This window comes from Kitasatospora sp. NPDC052868 (assembly GCF_044547105.1).
In the GTDB taxonomy this organism is placed as follows: domain Bacteria; phylum Actinomycetota; class Actinomycetes; order Streptomycetales; family Streptomycetaceae; genus Kitasatospora.
The window spans coordinates 69,622-85,795 of sequence record NZ_JBITZW010000010.1 but is presented as its reverse complement, the minus strand read 5'-3'; the positions used below and the strand labels follow the sequence as shown (position 1 = coordinate 85,795).

The 16,174-nt window shown below is 70.2% G+C and carries 14 protein-coding genes and 1 pseudogene; 1 reads left to right on the top strand and 14 read right to left on the bottom strand.

From position 1 onward, the window contains the following. Positions 1-34 precede the first annotated feature (34 nt). The 14 genes and pseudogenes from nuoL to ACIGZJ_RS18765 all read right to left on the bottom strand — a co-directional run bounded on the left by nuoL (position 35) and on the right by ACIGZJ_RS18765 (position 15,401). Positions 35-1,948 carry an NADH-quinone oxidoreductase subunit L gene (gene nuoL / locus ACIGZJ_RS18830; protein ID WP_396458244.1) on the bottom strand — a complete coding sequence of 638 codons (1,914 nt, stop codon included), beginning with the start codon at positions 1,946-1,948 and terminating at the stop codon, positions 35-37. A 14-nt stretch (positions 1,949-1,962) separates the two neighbouring features. Continuing rightward, complete coding sequence (nuoK, locus tag ACIGZJ_RS18825; protein ID WP_209412994.1) at positions 1,963-2,262, bottom strand: NADH-quinone oxidoreductase subunit NuoK; 300 nt, start codon at positions 2,260-2,262, stop codon at positions 1,963-1,965. Then, positions 2,259-3,149: an NADH-quinone oxidoreductase subunit J gene (locus tag ACIGZJ_RS18820; RefSeq protein WP_396458420.1), complete on the bottom strand. Its 891-nt coding sequence runs from the start codon at positions 3,147-3,149 to the stop codon at positions 2,259-2,261. The genes nuoK and ACIGZJ_RS18820 overlap by 4 nt, the downstream gene beginning before the upstream one ends. 5 nt (positions 3,150-3,154) lie before the next feature. Continuing rightward, the gene (nuoI, locus tag ACIGZJ_RS18815; RefSeq protein WP_392928407.1) at positions 3,155-3,757 is read right to left on the bottom strand and encodes an NADH-quinone oxidoreductase subunit NuoI; all 603 of its coding nucleotides are present in this window, start codon (positions 3,755-3,757) and stop codon (positions 3,155-3,157) included. Positions 3,758-3,763: 6 nt separating this feature from the next. After that, positions 3,764-5,092 carry an NADH-quinone oxidoreductase subunit NuoH gene (gene nuoH / locus ACIGZJ_RS18810; protein WP_392928404.1) on the bottom strand — a complete coding sequence of 443 codons (1,329 nt, stop codon included), beginning with the start codon at positions 5,090-5,092 and terminating at the stop codon, positions 3,764-3,766. A 158-nt stretch (positions 5,093-5,250) separates the two neighbouring features. Then, a pseudogene (locus ACIGZJ_RS18805) lies at positions 5,251-7,707 on the bottom strand (NADH-quinone oxidoreductase subunit G); the annotation flags it as partial. Then, positions 7,704-9,065: an NADH-quinone oxidoreductase subunit NuoF gene (gene nuoF, locus ACIGZJ_RS18800; RefSeq protein ID WP_396458243.1), complete on the bottom strand. Its 1,362-nt coding sequence runs from the start codon at positions 9,063-9,065 to the stop codon at positions 7,704-7,706. The gene nuoF and the pseudogene ACIGZJ_RS18805, both read right to left, overlap by 4 nt. Continuing rightward, positions 9,065-9,805 (bottom strand): NADH-quinone oxidoreductase subunit NuoE, encoded by a 741-nt coding sequence (nuoE, locus tag ACIGZJ_RS18795; protein WP_387942099.1) that lies wholly within the window; start codon positions 9,803-9,805, stop codon positions 9,065-9,067. The genes nuoF and nuoE overlap by 1 nt, the downstream gene beginning before the upstream one ends. Beyond that, positions 9,802-11,148, bottom strand: a complete 1,347-nt coding sequence (locus ACIGZJ_RS18790) for an NADH-quinone oxidoreductase subunit D (RefSeq protein ID WP_392928397.1) — start codon at positions 11,146-11,148, stop codon at positions 9,802-9,804. The genes nuoE and ACIGZJ_RS18790 overlap by 4 nt, the downstream gene beginning before the upstream one ends. Beyond that, complete coding sequence (locus tag ACIGZJ_RS18785) at positions 11,148-11,921, bottom strand: NADH-quinone oxidoreductase subunit C (protein ID WP_396458242.1); 774 nt, start codon at positions 11,919-11,921, stop codon at positions 11,148-11,150. The genes ACIGZJ_RS18790 and ACIGZJ_RS18785 overlap by 1 nt, the downstream gene beginning before the upstream one ends. After that, positions 11,918-12,472, bottom strand: coding sequence for a NuoB/complex I 20 kDa subunit family protein (locus ACIGZJ_RS18780; protein WP_392928392.1), 555 nt, complete (start codon positions 12,470-12,472; stop codon positions 11,918-11,920). The genes ACIGZJ_RS18785 and ACIGZJ_RS18780 overlap by 4 nt, the downstream gene beginning before the upstream one ends. A gap of 87 nt (positions 12,473-12,559) precedes the next feature. Further along, positions 12,560-12,919: an NADH-quinone oxidoreductase subunit A gene (locus tag ACIGZJ_RS18775; RefSeq protein ID WP_014137597.1), complete on the bottom strand. Its 360-nt coding sequence runs from the start codon at positions 12,917-12,919 to the stop codon at positions 12,560-12,562. A 671-nt stretch (positions 12,920-13,590) separates the two neighbouring features. Beyond that, the gene (locus ACIGZJ_RS18770; protein WP_396458241.1) at positions 13,591-14,343 is read right to left on the bottom strand and encodes a response regulator; all 753 of its coding nucleotides are present in this window, start codon (positions 14,341-14,343) and stop codon (positions 13,591-13,593) included. Beyond that, on the bottom strand, positions 14,340-15,401 hold the full coding sequence (locus tag ACIGZJ_RS18765; protein ID WP_396458240.1) for a sensor histidine kinase: 1,062 nt from the start codon (positions 15,399-15,401) through the stop codon (positions 14,340-14,342). Before ACIGZJ_RS18765 ends, ACIGZJ_RS18770 begins: the two co-directional genes overlap by 4 nt. Positions 15,402-15,595: 194 nt before the next feature. On the opposite strand from ACIGZJ_RS18765, the gene ACIGZJ_RS18760 reads away from it, so the two are divergent. Then, positions 15,596-16,165, top strand: coding sequence for a hypothetical protein (locus tag ACIGZJ_RS18760; RefSeq protein WP_396458239.1), 570 nt, complete (start codon positions 15,596-15,598; stop codon positions 16,163-16,165). Positions 16,166-16,174: the final 9 nt, after the last annotated feature.

Genomic DNA, 16,174 nt, shown 5'->3' with positions numbered 1-16,174 from the left:
ACACCTCCCTGACGGTCTGTGTTTTTCCTGTCCATCAGACGGACCTCATCAGGAGAGTCGTGGCGACCAGCACCAGCGTGCCGCCGAACATGGAGAGCGCGTACGAGCGGACGTAGCCGTTCTGGATCCGGCGCACCCGGCTGGAGATGCCTCCGATGGCCGCGGCCAGTCCGTTGACCAGGCCGTCCAGGCCCCGGCTGTCGAAGTAGACCAGCGCCGCAGTGAGCGCCGAGCCGGGGCGGACCAGGACGGCGTGGTTGAAGTCGTCCTGGAGGAGGTCCCGGCGGGCCGCGCGGGTGAGCGGGGAGCCGACCGGCGCCACCACGGGGACGGCGGAACGGCCGTACATCAGGTACGCGAGCGCGACGCCGGCCAGCATGCAGACCGTGGCGAGCACGGTGACCACCAGCGGGGAGAGCGGCGAGTGGCCCTCGGAGTGACCGGTGACCGGCTCCAGCCAGTCGACGAAGGAGCTGTTCAGGACGAACAGTCCGCCGGCGAACACCGAGCCGAAGGCCAGCACGATCATCGGGATGGTCATGCTCTTCGGCGACTCGTGCGGGTGCGGGTCGTGGCCCTCGGCGTCCGGCTGCCAGCGCTTCTCGCCGAAGAAGGTCAGGATCATCACCCGGGTCATGTAGAACGCGGTGACGGCGGCGCCGACCAGGGTGCAGAGACCGAGGATCCAACCCTCGGTGCCGCCCTTGGCGAAGGCCGCCTCGATGATCTTGTCCTTGGAGAAGAAGCCGGACAGCCCGGGGAAGCCGATGATGGCCAGGTAGCCGAGCCCGAAGGTGACGAAGGTGATCGGCATGTACTTGCGCAGGCCGCCGAAGTGACGCATGTTCACCTCGTCGTTCATGCCGTGCATGACCGATCCGGCGCCGAGGAACAGGCCGGCCTTGAAGAAGCCGTGCGTCACCAGGTGCATGATCGCGAAGGCGTAGCCGATCGGGCCGAGGCCCGCCGCCAGGATCATGTAGCCGATCTGCGACATGGTCGAGCCGGCCAGCGCCTTCTTGATGTCGTCCTTGGCGCAACCGACGATCGCACCGAACAGCAGCGTCACCGCACCGACCACCACCACGGCGGTCTGCGCGTCCGGCGCCAGGTTGAAGATCGCACCGGAGCGGGTGATCAGGTAGACGCCGGCGGTCACCATGGTGGCCGCGTGGATCAGGGCCGAGACCGGGGTCGGGCCCTCCATGGCATCCCCGAGCCAGGACTGCAGCGGCACCTGGGCGGACTTGCCGCAGGCCGCCAGCAGCAGCATCAGGGCGATCGCGGTCAGCTTGCCCTCGCTCGCCTGGCCCGCGGCCCCGGCCGTCCCCTCCGAGCCGAGGATCGGCTCGAAGGCGAAGGAGCCGAACTCCACGAACATCAGCATGATCGCGATGGAGAGGCCCATGTCGCCGACCCGGTTGACGATGAACGCCTTCTTGGCGGCCGTCGCGGCACTCGGCTTGTGCTGCCAGAACCCGATCAGCAGGTACGAGGCGAGGCCCACGCCCTCCCAGCCAACGTACAGCAGGAGGTAGTTGTCGGCCAGCACCAGCAGCAGCATGGCCGCCAGGAACAGGTTCAGGTACGCGAAGAAGCGGCGCCGGCGCTCGTCGTGCGCCATGTAGCCCATCGAGTAGATGTGGATCAGGGTGCCGACGCCGGAGATCAGCAGGACGAAGGTGACGGACAGCTGGTCGAGCTGGAACGCCACGTCGGCCTGGAAACCGTTCACCGGGATCCAGCTGAACAGGTGCTCGGTGACGGCCCGCTGGTCGGCGTCACGGCCCAGCATGTCGAAGAAGAGTGTCAGGCCGAAGCCGAAGGACAGCGCGGCGAGCGCGGTGGCCAGCCAGTGGCCGTACCGGTCGAAGACGCGGCCGCCGAGCAGCAGCAGGGCGGCGCCGGCCAGCGGGGCCGCCACGAGCAGCGGAATGAGAGAGTTCACCGAAGGCCCTCCGCCTACAGCTTCATCAGGTTGCTGTCATCGACCGAAGCCGAGTGCCTGGTCCGGAAGATGGACACGATGATGGCGAGGCCGACCACGACCTCGGCCGCCGCGACCACCATGGTGAAGAACGCGATGATCTGGCCGTCCAGGTTGCCGTGCAGCCGGGAGAAGGTGACCAGGGCCAGGTTCGAGGCGTTGAGCATCAGCTCGACGCACATGAACAGCACGATCGCATTGCGCCGGATCAGCACGCCGGAGGCGCCGATGGTGAACAACAGAGCGGAGAGATAAAGGTAGTTGACCGGATTCACTCCGCCCCCTCCTCATGGTTGGCAGGCCCGGCGGTGCCGTTCGGCACCGGCTCCAGCGACTTGCGCGGCCCGGTGACCGGCGGCCGCTCGGACGGCGGCCGACCCAGCCAGTCGGCGGTGGTGGACTCCAGCTCGGCCATCCGCTGGAGCATCTCCTGGCTGACGTCGCGGATCTGGCCGCGCTCGCGCAGGGTCTCCATCACCGAGTCCTCGGCGATCGTGCCGTCCGGCAGCAGGCCGGGGATGTCCACCGCGTTGTGCCGGGCGTACACGCCGGGGGCGGGCAGCGGCGGCAGCTGGATGTTGTCCATGACGCGCTGGGCGGCCAGCTCGCGCTGGGTCTTCGGGGCCTTCACGTGCTCGCGGTGGGTGAGCACCATGGCGCCGATCGCCGCGGTGATCAGCAGCGCGCCGGTGACCTCGAAGGCCCAGACGTACTTCGTGAAGATCAGCCGGGCCAGGCCCTGGACGTTGCCCTCGGCATTGGCTTCGGCCAGCCCCGAGAAGGTGTCCAGCCTGGCGTTGGCGATCCCCGCGATCAGCAGCACGCCGAACCCGAGCCCGCACAGCAGGGCGGCGAACCGCTGCCCCTTCAGCTGTTCCTTCAGCGAGTCGGCGCTGGTGACGCCGACCAGCATCACCACGAACAGGAACAGCATCATGATCGCGCCGGTGTAGACGACGATCTGCACCACGCCCAGGAACACCGCGCCCTCGGCCATGTAGCAGACCGCCAGGGCGAGCATGGTGGCGGCCAGGCAGAGCGCGCTGTGCACGGCCTTGCGCATCAGCAGCATGCCGAGCGCGCCGCCCACGGCGATCACCGCGAGCACCCAGAACTGGACGGCCTCCCCGGTCGAGGTGGTTCCGGTGGCCGCAAGGGTCATGGCGGTCACTTCTGCACCTCCGGCTCCCGGTCGGAACGCTCCTGCTGCACGGTGTCCGGCGCGGCCGCGGTGATCTCGCCCCGGTAGTACGCGCCCTCGTCGGCGCCCGGGTAGTAGGCGTGCGGGGAGTCGACCATGCCCTCGGAGAGGCCGACCAGCAGCTGCTCCTTGGTGAAGATCAGGTCCCGGCGCGAGGAGTCCGCCAGCTCGTACTCGTTGGTCATGGTCAGCGCGCGGGTCGGGCAGGCCTCGATGCAGAGCCCGCACAGAATGCAGCGGGCGTAGTTGATCTGGTAGACCGCGCCGTACCGCTCTCCGGGCGAGTAGCGCTCCTCGTCCCGGTTGTCGGCACCCTCCACGTAGATCGCGTCGGCCGGGCAGGCCCAGGCGCACAGCTCGCAGCCGACGCACTTCTCCAGGCCGTCCGGGTGGCGGTTCAGCTGGTGGCGGCCGTGGAAGCGCGGGGCGGTGGGCTTCTTCTGCTCCGGGTACTGCTCGGTCAGCCGCTTCTTGAACATGGCCTTGAAGGTCACGCCGAAGCCGGCGGCCGGGCCGAGAATCGATGGCCTTTCAGTTGAATCAGGCGCAGTCGGCTCGTCGGACGACATCTCGGTTCAGCTCCCTTCGGAATGGTCGGCCCCGTTGAGGGCGTCCTGGAGTTGCTTCGGGGCGCGGCTGCGCCGGCGCGGAACGGGCGGGAGCTGCTGGCCGGGCAGCGGCGGCACCGGGTAGCCGCCCGCCATCGGGTCGAACTCCCCGCCGGGTGCGGCCTCCTCCGGCTCGGGCTTGCGCCGCAGGAAGTCCCGCAGCAGGGCGAGCAGCAGGATCGCGGCGACCGGTGCACCGACGTACAGCACCACCTCGCCGAAGTCGTAGCCCTCGTTGCGCAGGGCGCGGACACTGGCCACCATCACCAGCCAGACCAGCGAGACCGGGATCAGGACCTTCCAGCCGAGCTTCATGAACTGGTCGTAGCGCAGCCGGGGCAGGGTGCCGCGGAGCCAGATGAAGAAGAACAGCAGGAGCTGGATCTTCAGGATGATCCAGAGCATCGGCCACCAGCCGTGGTTGGCCCCCTCCCAGAAGGTGGAGACCGGCCAGGGGGCCCGCCAGCCGCCCAGGAAGAGCGTGGAGGCGACGGCCGAGACGGTGACCATGTTGACGTACTCGGCCAGCATGAACATCGCGAACTTCAGCGAGGAGTACTCGGTGTTGAAGCCGCCGACCAGCTCGCCCTCGGCCTCCGGGAGGTCGAACGGCGCCCGGTTGGTCTCGCCGACCATCGCGATGATGTAGACGATGAAGGACACCGGCAGCAGCACCGCGAACCAGGTGGGCTGCTGCGAGGAGACGATCTCCGAGGTGGACATCGAGCCCGAGTAGATGAACACCGCCGCGAAGGACAGGCCCATCGCGATCTCGTAGCTGATCATCTGCGCGGACGAGCGCAGCCCGCCGAGCAGCGGGTACGTCGAGCCGGAGGACCAGCCGGCCAGCACGATGCCGTAGATGCCGACCGAGGCGGTGGCCAGGATGTACAGCAGCGCCACCGGGAAGTCGGTGAGCTGCAGCGGCGTCCGGGTGCCGAAGATGGACACCTCGTCACCGGCCGGGCCGAACGGGATCACCGCGAAGGCCATGAACGCGGGGATGGCGCAGACGATCGGGGCCAGGATGTAGACCGCCTTGTCGGCGCCCTTGACCACCAGGTCTTCCTTGAGCGCCAGCTTCACGCCGTCGGCGAGCGACTGCAGCAGGCCCCACGGGCCGTGCCGGTTGGGCCCGATGCGCAGTTGCATCCAGGCCACCACCTTGCGCTCCCAGACGATCGCGATCAGCACCGTGCCGACCAGGAAGGCGAAGCAGAAGACCGCCTTGAGCAGCACCAGCCACCAGGGGTCGCGGCCGAAGAAGCCCAGGGTCTCGTACGCGGCGAGGTTCACTGCTCCCCCTCGGTGCTCGTGGCGGCCGTCTTCGCCGCGGCGTCGACGGTGGTGGTGCCGGTGGGCGCGGCGGCGGTGGCCGGGTCCGTGCTCCGGGCGGCCGGGTCGGTGGTGGCCTGGTCGGCGGTGTCCTGGTCTGCGGCGATGCTGTCGGCGGCGATGGTGACCAGGTGGCCGACCGTGGTGCCGAGCGCCCGGTACGCGCCGCCCGGGGTGGAGTTCAGCGGGATCCAGACCGTGCGGTCGGGGATGTCCTCGGCGATCTCCAGCGGCAGGGTGAGCGAGCCGGCCGGGCCGGTCAGTCGCAGCGCCGCGGTGGCACCGGACTCCTCGGGGCCGCTCTCGCCGGCGCCGATCTCCTTCGCGGTGACCGGGGAGATCCGGGCGACCGCCGGGTGCCGGGTACCGGCCAGGTGCGGATCGCCCTGCTGGAGCGAGCCCTCGTCCAGCAGGAGGCGCCAACCCGCCAGGACCGCCTGGCCGGTGGCCGGCCGGGGCAGCAGCCCGGGGTGGGCGGCGGGGTCGGCGGAGCGGTCCCCGGTCCACGGTGTGAAGCCGTCCAGCTCCAGCCGGGCGGACCGGACGTCGGACAGGCCGAGCCGGTGGCCCAGCGCGTCCGCCAGCATGTTCAGCACCCACAGGTCCGGGTGGAGGTGGCGTCCCATCTGCTGGTCGGGCTTGAGCGCGGCCTCGAACATCCGCACCCGGCCCTCCCAGTCCAGGAACGTCCCGGCCTTCTCGGCCACCGCCGCGACCGGCAGCACCACATCGGCCTGCGCGGTGACGGCGGACGGGCGCAGCTCCAGGGAGACCACGAAGCCGACCCCGGCCAGCGCCTCCTCGGCGAGCACCGGATCCGGTAGGTCGTCCGGGTCGACACCGCCGACCAGCAGGGCGTCCAGGTCCCCCGCGGCGGCGGCCGCCAGGATCTGGTCGGTGTCCCGGCCGAGCCGGGCCGGGAGCTCGGCCACCCCCCAGGCCGCGGCGGCCTCGGCCCGGGCGGCCGGCACGGAGACCGGGCGGCCGCCGGGCAGCAGCCCGGGCAGCGTGCCGGCCTCGACGGCGCCGCGCTCACCGGCCCGGCGCGGGATCCAGGCGAGCCGGGCGCCGGTGGCGTGTGCGAGGCGCAGCGCGGCGGTCAGCGCACCGGGGGCGGCGGCCAGCCGCTCGCCGGCCAGGATCACGGCGCCGGGGGTGCGCAGCAGCTCGGCGGCGCGGCCCGCGTCGTCGTTCAGCGGCTCGTCGGAGGCGAGGGCGGCGAGCCACTCGGCCTCGGTGCCGGGGGCGGCCGGCAGCAGCGCACCGTGCAGCTTGGCCAGGCCCCGGGAGCCGTACGCGGCGATCGAGAACACCTTGAGGCCGCGGGCCCGGTTGGCCTTGCGCAGCCGCAGGAAGGCGATCGGCGACTCCTCCTCGGGCTCGAAGCCCGCGAGCAGCACGGCCGGTGCCTCCTCCAGCTCGTCGTAGGTGACGCCCTCGCCGTCGAGGTCGACGCCCCGGCCAGCGACGGCCGCGGCCAGGAAGTCCGCCTCCTCGCCGCTGTGCGGGCGGGACCGGAAGTCCACGTCGTTGGTGCCGAGCACCACCCGGGCGAACTTGGCGTACGCGTAGGCGTCCTCGACGGTGACCCGGCCTCCGGTGAGCACCCCGGTGCGGGCGCCGCGCAGGCCCTCGGCGGCCTTCGCCAGCGCCTCCGGCCAGGAGGCGGGCACGAGTTCACCGTTCTCGCGGACCAGCGGGGTGGTGATCCGGTCGCGCTGCTGCGCGTACCGGAAGGCGAACCGGCCCTTGTCGCAGTTCCACTCCTCGTTCACCGCCGGGTCCTCGCCCGCCAGTCGGCGCAGCACCTTGCCGCGCCGGTGGTCGGTGCGCTGCGCGCAGCCCGCGGAGCAGTGCTCGCAGACGCTCGGCGAGGAGACCAGGTCGAACGGGCGGGAGCGGAAACGATAAGCCGCCGAGGTGAGCGCGCCGACCGGGCAGATCTGGATGGTGTTGCCGGAGAAGTAGGAGTCGAGCGGCTCCGCGTCCCCGATGCCGACCTGCTGCAGGGCTCCGCGCTCGATCAGGTCGATGAACGGGTCCCCGGCGATCTGCTGCGAGAACCGGGTACAGCGGGCGCAGAGCACACAGCGCTCGCGGTCCAGCAGCACCTGGGTGCTCAGCGGGATCGGCTTCTCGTACGTCCGCTTCATCCCCTCGAAGCGGGAGTCGACGTCGCCGGTGGACATCGCCTGGTTCTGCAGCGGGCACTCGCCGCCCTTGTCGCAGACCGGGCAGTCCAGCGGGTGGTTGATCAGCAGCAGCTCCATCACGCCGCGCTGCGCCTTCTCGGCGACCGGCGAGCTGACCTGCGTCCGGACCACCATGCCCTCGGCGACCGGGATGGTGCACGAGGCGACGGGCTTGCGCTGACCCTCGATCTCGACGATGCACTGCCGGCAGGCGCCGGCCGGGTCGAGCAGCGGGTGGTCGCAGAAGCGCGGGATCTGGGTGCCGATCTGCTCGGCGGCCCGGATCACCAACGTCCCCTTGGGGACCTGCACTTCGACGCCGTCGATGGTGAGCGTGACCAGTTCGACCGCTGCCTTGGAGGTGGATGGCTCTGTGATCGTCACGCGTGCACCTCCCTTTCGGTGGCGGACTGGTGGCCGGGGCGGGGGCCGTCGGCCCAGACGGTGGAGGCGGCCGGGTCGAACGGGCAGCGCCGCTCGGCGAGGTGCTGCTCGTACTCGGCCCGGAAGTGCTGGAGTGAGGAGACGATCGGGCTCGCCGCGCCGTCGCCCAGGGCGCAGAAGGACTTGCCGTTGATGTTGTCGGCGATGTCGAGGAGCTTCTCCAGGTCCCCGTCGACGCCCTCACCGGACTCGATCCGCTTCAGCAGCTGGACCAGCCAGTACGTCCCCTCGCGGCAGGGGGTGCACTTGCCGCAGGACTCGTGGGCGTAGAACTCCGTCCAACGGGTGACGGCCCGCACCACGCAGGTGGTCTCGTCGAAGATCTGCAGGGCCTTGGTGCCGAGCATCGAGCCGGCCGCGCCGACGCCCTCGTAGTCCAGCGGGACGTCGAGGTGCTCGTCGGTGAACATCGGGGTGGAGGAGCCGCCCGGGGTCCAGAACTTGAGCCGGTGACCGGACCGGATGCCGCCGCTGATGTCGAGCAGCTGGCGCAGGGTGATGCCGAGCGGGGCCTCGTACTGGCCGGGGTTGGTGACGTGGCCGGAGAGCGAGTAGAGCGTGAAACCGGGGGACTTCTCGGTGCCCAGGCCCTTGAACCACTCCTTGCCCCGGGCCAGGATCGGCGGTACCGAGGCGATCGACTCGACGTTGTTGACGACCGTCGGGCAGGCGTAGAGCCCGGCGATGGCCGGGAACGGCGGCCGGAGCCGCGGCTGGCCGCGACGGCCCTCCAGCGAGTCCAGCAGCGCCGTCTCCTCACCGCAGATGTAGGCGCCGGCGCCCGCGTGCACGGTGATGTCGAGGTCGATGCCGGAGCCCAGGATGTCCCTGCCGAGCAGCCCGGCCTGGTAGGCCTCGGCGACGGCCGCCTGCAGCCGGCGCAGCACCGGGACGACCTCGCCGCGCAGGTAGATGAAGGCGTGGTTGCAGCGGATCGCGTACGAGGCGATGATCATGCCCTCGATCAGCGAGTGCGGGTTGGCGAACAGCAGCGGGATGTCCTTGCAGGTACCCGGCTCGGACTCGTCCGCGTTGACCACCAGGTAGTGCGGCTTCCCGTCGTTCTGCGGGATGAACTGCCACTTCATGCCGGTGGGGAAGCCCGCCCCGCCGCGACCGCGCAGGCCGGCGTCCTTGACCAGGGCGATCACGTCGTCCGGCGGCATGGCGAGGGCGGCCGTCAGGCCCTCGTACCCGGCGTGGCGCCGGTAGGTGGCGAGCGTCCAGGGCCGGCTGTCGTCCCAGGAGGCGGAGAGCACGGGGGTGAGCAGCTTCTCGGCCGGCTCGGCGGAGGTCATCACGCTTCGGTCCCTTCGTGACGGGGCGAGACGACCTTGGTGCCGCCGGTGCCGGGCAGGGCCTCGCCCTTGGCCAGGCGCAGGCCCGCGAGCGAGGGCGCACCGCCCACACCGGACTCGTCCACCGCACCGGGGCGCTCGTCGGGGAAGCCGGCCAGGATGCGGGCGGACTCCTTGAAGCTGCAGAGCCGGGCGCCACGGGTGGGCCTGACCTCCTGGCCCGCCCGCAGGTCGTCGACCAGCCGCTTGGCGCTCTCGGGGGTCTGGTCGTCGAAGAACTCCCAGTTGACCATCACCACGGGGGCGTAGTCGCAGGCCGCGTTGCACTCGATGTGCTCGATCGAGATCTCGCCGTCCTCGGTGGTCTCGTTGTTGCGGATCCCGAGGTGCTGCTGGAGCTCGTCGAAGATCTGGTCCCCGCCGAGCACCGCGCAGAGCGTGTTGGTGCACACCCCGACGTGGTACTTCCCGGCGGGTCGGCGCCGGTACATGGTGTAGAAGGTGGCCACCGCGGTGACCTCGGCGGTGGTGAGGTCCAACTGCTCGGCGCAGAACCGGATGCCGGTCGGACTGACGAAGCCCTCCTCGGCCTGCACCAGGTGCAGCAGCGGCAGCAGCGCGGACCGGGCCACCGGGTAGCGGCCGATCAGCTCCCGGGCGTCGGCGGCGAGGCGGGTGTGCACCTCCTCGGGGTACGGCCTGGCCGGCAGCGCCGGCATCCCCAACTGGACGTCTGTCACCGGTCCACGCCTCCCATCACCGGGTCGATCCCGGCCACCGCGACGATCACGTCGGCCACCTGGCCGCCCTCGCACATCGCCGCCATCGTCTGCAGATTGGTGAACGACGGATCCCGGAAGTGGACCCGGTACGGGCGCGTCCCGCCGTCGCTGACCACGTGCACGCCGAGCTCGCCCTTGGGCGACTCGACCGCCGCGTACGCCTGCCCGACCGGGACCCGGAAGCCCTCGGTGACCAGCTTGAAGTGGTGGATCAGGGCCTCCATCGAGGTGCCCATGATCTTGCGGATGTGGTCGAGCGAGTTGCCCATCCCATCCGGGCCGACGGCCAGTTGGGCCGGCCAGGCGATCTTCTTGTCCGCCACCATGACCGGGCCCGGACGCAGCCGGTCCAGGCACTGCTCGACGATCCGCAGCGACTGCCGCATCTCCTCCAGCCGGATCAGGAAGCGGGCGTAGGAGTCGGCTCCGTCGGCGATCGCCACCTCGAAGTCGTAGTCCTCGTAGCCGCAGTACGGGTCCGTCTTGCGCAGGTCGTGCGGCAGGCCGGTGGCCCGCAGGATCGGGCCGGTCGCGCCGAGGGCCAGGCAGCCGGGCAGGTCCAGGAAGCCGACGTCGACCAGGCGGGCCTTGAACACCGGGTTGCCGGTGGCGAGCTTGTCGTACTCGTGCATCCGCGAGCGGAGCGTCTTCACCGCCTCACGGATCTGGTCGACGGCGCCGGGCGGCAGGTCCTGGGCCAGGCCGCCGGGGCGGACGTACGCGTGGTTCATCCGCAGGCCGGTGACCAGCTCGAAGACGTCCAGGATCAGTTCGCGGTCCCGGAAGCCGTAGATCATCAGGGTGGTGGAGCCGATCTCCATACCGCCGGTGGCCAGGCAGACCAGGTGCGAGGAGATCCGGTTGAGCTCCATCATCAGGACCCGGATGACGCTCGCGCGATCGGGCACGTCGTCGGTGATCCCGAGCAGCTTCTCGACCGCCAGGCAGTAGGCGGTCTCGTTGAACAGCGGGGTCAGGTAGTCCATCCGGGTCACGAAGGTGGTGCCCTGGACCCAGCTGCGGAACTCCATGTTCTTCTCGATACCGGTGTGGAGGTAGCCGATACCGCAGCGGGCCTCCGTCACCGTCTCGCCGTCGATCTCCAGGATCAGGCGCAGCACACCGTGGGTGGACGGGTGCTGGGGGCCCATGTTGACGATGATGCGTTCGTCGTCGGCGCGGCCGACGGCCTCGACCACCTCGCCCCAGTCGCCTCCGGTGACCGTGAAGACCCGGCCCTCGGTGGTCTCGCGGGGCTGCGCCTCTTCGTAGTGCGCCGCCTGCTCGTGTTGAGTGGTCATCAGCTGTACGACCTCCGCTGGTCGGGCGCCGGGATCTGGGCGCCCTTGTACTCGACGGGGATGCCACCGAGCGGGTAGTCCTTGCGCTGCGGGTGACCCAGCCAGTCGTCCGGCATCATGATCCGGGTGAGGGCCGGGTGGCCCTCGAAGACCAGGCCGAAGAAGTCGTAGGCCTCGCGCTCGTGCCAGTCGTTGGTCGGATAGACGCTCACCACGGACGGGATGCGTGGGTCGGCGTCCGGAGCGGTGACCTCCAGCCGCAGCAACCGGCCGTGGGTGATCGAGCGCAGGTGGTAGACCGCGTGGAGCTCACGGCCCTTGTCGCCCGGGTAGTGCACGCCGCTCACGCCGAGGCAGAGCTCGAAGCGGAGCGCCGGGTCGTCGCGCAGGGTGCGGGCGGTCCTCAGCAGGTGCTCGCGGGCGATGTGGAAGGTGAGTTCGGAGCGGTCGACGACGGTCTTCTCGATGACGTCCGACGGGGCGAGCCCCTGCTCCTCCAGCGCCCCCTCCAGCTCGTCCGCCACCTCGTCGAACCAGCCGCCGTAGGGGCGTTCGCTGGCGGACGGCAGGGCGATCGGGGCGGCGAGGCCGCCGAACCCGGAGGTGTCGCCGCTGCCCTGGGCACCGAACATGCCCTGGCGTCGGCCGACCACCTCGACCGGGATCTCCCGGCGCGAGGCGGGGACGCTCTCGGCGGTCGGCTCATTCTTGGCGGTCGGCTCGTTCTCGGCGTTCGGGGTGTTCTTGGCGTTCGGGGTGTTCTCCGAGGTCATCGCAGCTGCCCCCGAATCTCGCTGACCGGGGTGGCCTGGAGTGCCAGGGCCTCGCCCAACTCCTCGGCCCGGCGCTTGTTCACGCCCAGCGGCTCGTGCTGGATCTTGTCGTGCAGCTTCAGGATGGCGTCCATCAGCATCTCCGGGCGGGGCGGACAGCCGGGCAGGTAGATGTCCACCGGAACGATGTGGTCGACGCCCTGCACGATCGCGTAGTTGTTGAACATTCCGCCCGACGAGGCGCAGACGCCCATCGAGATGACCCACTTCGGGTTGGGCATCTGGTCGTACACCTGGCGCAGCACCGGGGCCATCTTCTGGCTCACCCGCCCTGCCACGATCATCAGGTCGGCCTGCCGGGGGGAGCCCCGGAACACCTCCATGCCGAACCGGGCCAGGTCGTAGCGACCGGCTCCGGTGGTCATCATCTCGATCGCGCAGCAGGCCAGTCCGAAGGTGGCCGGGAAGAGCGACGCCTTGCGTACCCAGCCGGCGGCCGTCTCCACACTCGTGAGCAGAAAGCCGCTCGGCAGCTTCTCCTCGATTCCCATCAGATCCCTCTCAATGCCCTCAAGTGGCTCAAGTCCTGTGGTTTGTCCGCCCGTTCGGGCTTGTCCGCCCGTTCACAAGGTCAGCGGTCAGTCCCACTCCAGACCGCCACGCCGCCAGACGTAGGCGTATGCGACGAAGACCGTGGCGATGAACAGGAGCATCTCGACCAGCCCGAAGATCCCCAGGGCGTCGAAGCTGACCGCCCACGGGTAGAGGAAGACGATCTCGATGTCGAAGACGATGAAGAGCATCGCCGTCAGGTAGTACTTGATCGGGAACCGACCGCCGCCCACGGGCTGCGGGGTCGGCTCGATGCCACACTCGTACGCCTCCAACTTGGCCCGGTTGTATCGCTTGGGGCCGGTCAGTGAGGCCATCACGACGGAGCCGACCGCGAACGCCGCCGCGATGGCACCGAGTACGAGGATCGGCGCGTAGGCATTCATAGCCCCCGCTCCCTCCGTCCAGTCGTCCTTGACTGCAGATCGGAACCGACGGGTCACGCTGTGGTGGACCCGTGTTCCAGTTCCCGAGATCCACCTCATGTGAGGCAGTTCACAAAGCCTGGAACGAGCGCATCCTATGCCCGTCGGCTTGTGATCTGCGACACGCAGTTCACCGTGATCTTTGTGATCTACGACACCTCTTGAATGGTGATGAAAGTGAGCATGCCCAGAGTTGTCAACGCAAAGAAGTCAAATGATCACAACCAGTCGCATTTACCTGCGAAGCAGCTGGTCAGCGGCCTGCTCCTATATCAACTATGCTCCGCCCACGGCAAATTTCCGGGCGTCATGTTGACGTGTTAATGGGCCTCACTCGCAGGGGTGGCGAGCCACCGAACGTCCGCTTGACCCTTCGTTCACAAGCGCGCGAACAGGGAGCGGTGAGGGCTGAGGGCGGTTAGACGGAGGGGTTGAGGGCGCGAGGAGTGGCGGGGTGGAGGGCGCGGAGGGGGTGGCGAGCGCGAAGGGTGGCGAGCGAGGGGCGGTGAGGCCGGCGCCGGCAGGGGCGAGGGCTTGCCGGGGCGGCGGATCCAGGGCCTGGCGGAGGGTGTCCAGGGCAGGCCGACCCGCGGGCGGGCCGACGGAGGCGGGCCGCCCGATGGAGACCGGTCTCAGATGCTGCTCTCCCAGGCCCAGGCCGCAATGCCGACCCGGTTCCGTGCGCCGATCTTCCGCTGGATCGTGGCCAGGTGGTTCTTCACCGTGCCGGCCGCGATGAAAAGCTCAGCCGCGATCTCGGCGTTGGTCGCACCGCTGGCCACGAGCTTGGCGATCTCGGTCTCACGCCCGGTGAGATCTTCGAAGGGACCCCCCGACAGTTGTCCGCCCGGGCCTCCCTGTGCGCCCTCCATCGCCAGCTCCTTCTTCCTTTCCCGCGCCCCTTGCCGCCCCCACCGGCCCTGCCTTTCCTGGCTTTCCCGCCCCTCGTTCTCCTCCCGTCGGCCCTGATTCGGCTGCGACAGCTGCCGCAGCAGGCGGACGGTGACCTGCGGACTGATCAGGGCGTCCCCCGCGACCGCCGCTCGAACCGCTTCTGCCAGCAGGGTCGGGCCCGACCTCTTCAGCAGAAACCCGGCCGCTCCGGAGCGAATCGCCGTGTGCACGTACTCGTCCAGGTCGAAGGTGGTCACCACAACCACCCGGAACTCACCGCCGAGCCGCCGGGTCAGCTCCAGCCCGTCGACCCGCGGCATCCGGATGTCCGCAAGGATCACGTCAGGGCGCAATCGTTCGGCCAGTTCAAGCGCCTCCTGACCGTCCGCGGCCTCACCCACGACCTCGATGTCGGGCTGGGCGTCCAGGATGATCCCGTACGCGCTGCGGATCGTCTCGTCGTCGTCTGCCAACAGGACTCGGATGCTCATCGACCCTCCAAGGGCATGGTTGCCTTTGTACGCCAGCCGTCACCATCTCGCGCCGCGGTGAGCGTCCCGCCCAACGCCTCCACCCTGGCCGCCAGCCCGGCCAGTCCGCTGCCGCCCCTGCGGGGGCTGGGCGGCTGCGAGCCACCACCGTCATCGCGCACCACGACCTCCAGGCCCCTGCCCTCGCGTCGCACCCGGACATCGACGGATCGGGCGGATGGTGCGTGACGGCGGACGTTGGTCAGCGCCTCGACCACGATCCGATACGCCGTCGCCGCCACCTCCCTCGGGATGGCCGGCCCGTCCGGCACCGCGTCGAGCCGTACCTCGGTACCGCCCGAGGAGGCGAACCGCTCGGTGAGCTCTGCGAGTTCGGCCAGGCCTGGCTGCGGGCTTCGCTCAAGTGCGTTCTCCTCCTCACTGCGCAGCAGGTGAACGGTCCGGTCCAGCGAGGCCAACGCCTGCTGCCCGGCCTGCTCTATCCGCTCGAACAGGGCCGCCGCCCGGACCGGATCGGAGGCGGCCAGCACCATGCCGGCCTGCGCCTGGGCGACCATGCCGCTGACATCGTGTGCCACGAAGTCGTGCAGGTCGTGGGCGAGTTCCAGACGCTGGGTCCGTCGGGCAGCAGCCACCGAGCTCCGCCGGGTGTCGTCAAGCCTCCGCAGATACAGGCCGGCAAGGACGGCGGGAAGTGCGAGCGCCGAACCGAACCCGAAGAGCGTCAGCGCATCCGTCGGGCCGACGATCGCCTCGAACCGGGAGGGCCAGAGCGCCACCGCACCACCGACCGCCCAGGTCGATGCCGCACACCGCCACCCCTCCTCGCTGCGCAACGCGAGCACCACCAACACCAGGAGGGAGGCCAGTTCGGCCAGCCCGACCAGCCCGGGCCACCGGTCTGACTCCGCCCACCGGCCCGCGGCCCAGACACCGGCGGTGACCGCTGCGGACACGGCCCCAGCCACACCCGCAACGGCCGCCACTCCGACCCGTGCCCGCACCGCCCAACCGAGCAGCATGACCGCCGGAACGGCCAGCGCAAGAAACTGACTCATCGTCGACTCCCTTCCCCCGAGTGCCGTCAGCCTACGGATCTCCAAAGTCGGCCGCCTCTGCCGATCGGCACATTCCTCGCGCCTTTCTGAGCAGCCAGAACAGTCCGATCGGCATCTGCCGCCGACCCCGCCCTGCGGTCACGCTTGAGTCATCGATCGGCCACCGGGGCCGCTCGGGAGGGGAGTTCACCAACATGATCGACACCGCGATCGACACCAAGCCGTCCGTCCGCCCGACCTCTGTCGCCGACGACGTGCCGCCCGCCCCGCGCTGGATCGAGCGCGCCGCCAAGGCCGCCGTCTGGACGACGGTCCCCTCCGGCCTCTGGCGCATCGCGTTCGGCCTCGGGATCCCGGTCGGGGCCAGCGGCGAGATGGCCAAGTTCGCCGGGGACCAGCACCCCGGTTGGGGAGCCGTCTACGCGGTGGTCCTCAGCGCACTCGCCGAGACCTTGGCCTTCCTGACGGTCGGCCTGGTCCGCCCCTGGGGCCGGGTCACACCCCGCTGGCTCCCCCTGATCGGCGGCCGGCGCGTCCGCCCGCTGGCCGCCGTCGTCCCGGCCGCTCTCGGGTCGGCCATCCTGACCTACCTCAGCGTCGCCTCCGTCTGTGGCGGCTGGGCAAGTGCCATGAGCAGCCCCGATTCCCCCCACGGCTTCGCCGGCCTGGTGATGACCGTCTGCTATCTCCCGCTCATAGCCTGGGGCCCACTGGTCGCCGCGGTCACCGCCGACTACGCACGCCGCACTCTGCGCCGCCGGTAGCCTCTCCCG

What these genes read in the sequence shown, in the direction of transcription:
- ACIGZJ_RS18820 (WP_396458420.1), bottom strand. Translation starts at nt 3,149, where the DNA reads ATGACCCTTGCGGCCACCGGAACCACCTCGACCGGGGAGGCCGTCCAG.
- nuoI (WP_392928407.1), bottom strand. Translation starts at nt 3,757, where the DNA reads ATGTCGTCCGACGAGCCGACTGCGCCTGATTCAACTGAAAGGCCATCG.
- nuoF (WP_396458243.1), bottom strand. Translation starts at nt 9,065, where the DNA reads ATGACCTCCGCCGAGCCGGCCGAGAAGCTGCTCACCCCCGTGCTCTCC.
- ACIGZJ_RS18790 (WP_392928397.1), bottom strand. Translation starts at nt 11,148, where the DNA reads ATGACCACTCAACACGAGCAGGCGGCGCACTACGAAGAGGCGCAGCCC.
- ACIGZJ_RS18785 (WP_396458242.1), bottom strand. Translation starts at nt 11,921, where the DNA reads ATGACCTCGGAGAACACCCCGAACGCCAAGAACACCCCGAACGCCGAG.
- ACIGZJ_RS18780 (WP_392928392.1), bottom strand. Translation starts at nt 12,472, where the DNA reads ATGGGAATCGAGGAGAAGCTGCCGAGCGGCTTTCTGCTCACGAGTGTG.
- ACIGZJ_RS18775 (WP_014137597.1), bottom strand. Translation starts at nt 12,919, where the DNA reads ATGAATGCCTACGCGCCGATCCTCGTACTCGGTGCCATCGCGGCGGCG.
- ACIGZJ_RS18770 (WP_396458241.1), bottom strand. Translation starts at nt 14,343, where the DNA reads ATGAGCATCCGAGTCCTGTTGGCAGACGACGACGAGACGATCCGCAGC.
- ACIGZJ_RS18765 (WP_396458240.1), bottom strand. Translation starts at nt 15,401, where the DNA reads ATGAGTCAGTTTCTTGCGCTGGCCGTTCCGGCGGTCATGCTGCTCGGT.
- ACIGZJ_RS18760 (WP_396458239.1), top strand. Translation starts at nt 15,596, where the DNA reads ATGATCGACACCGCGATCGACACCAAGCCGTCCGTCCGCCCGACCTCT.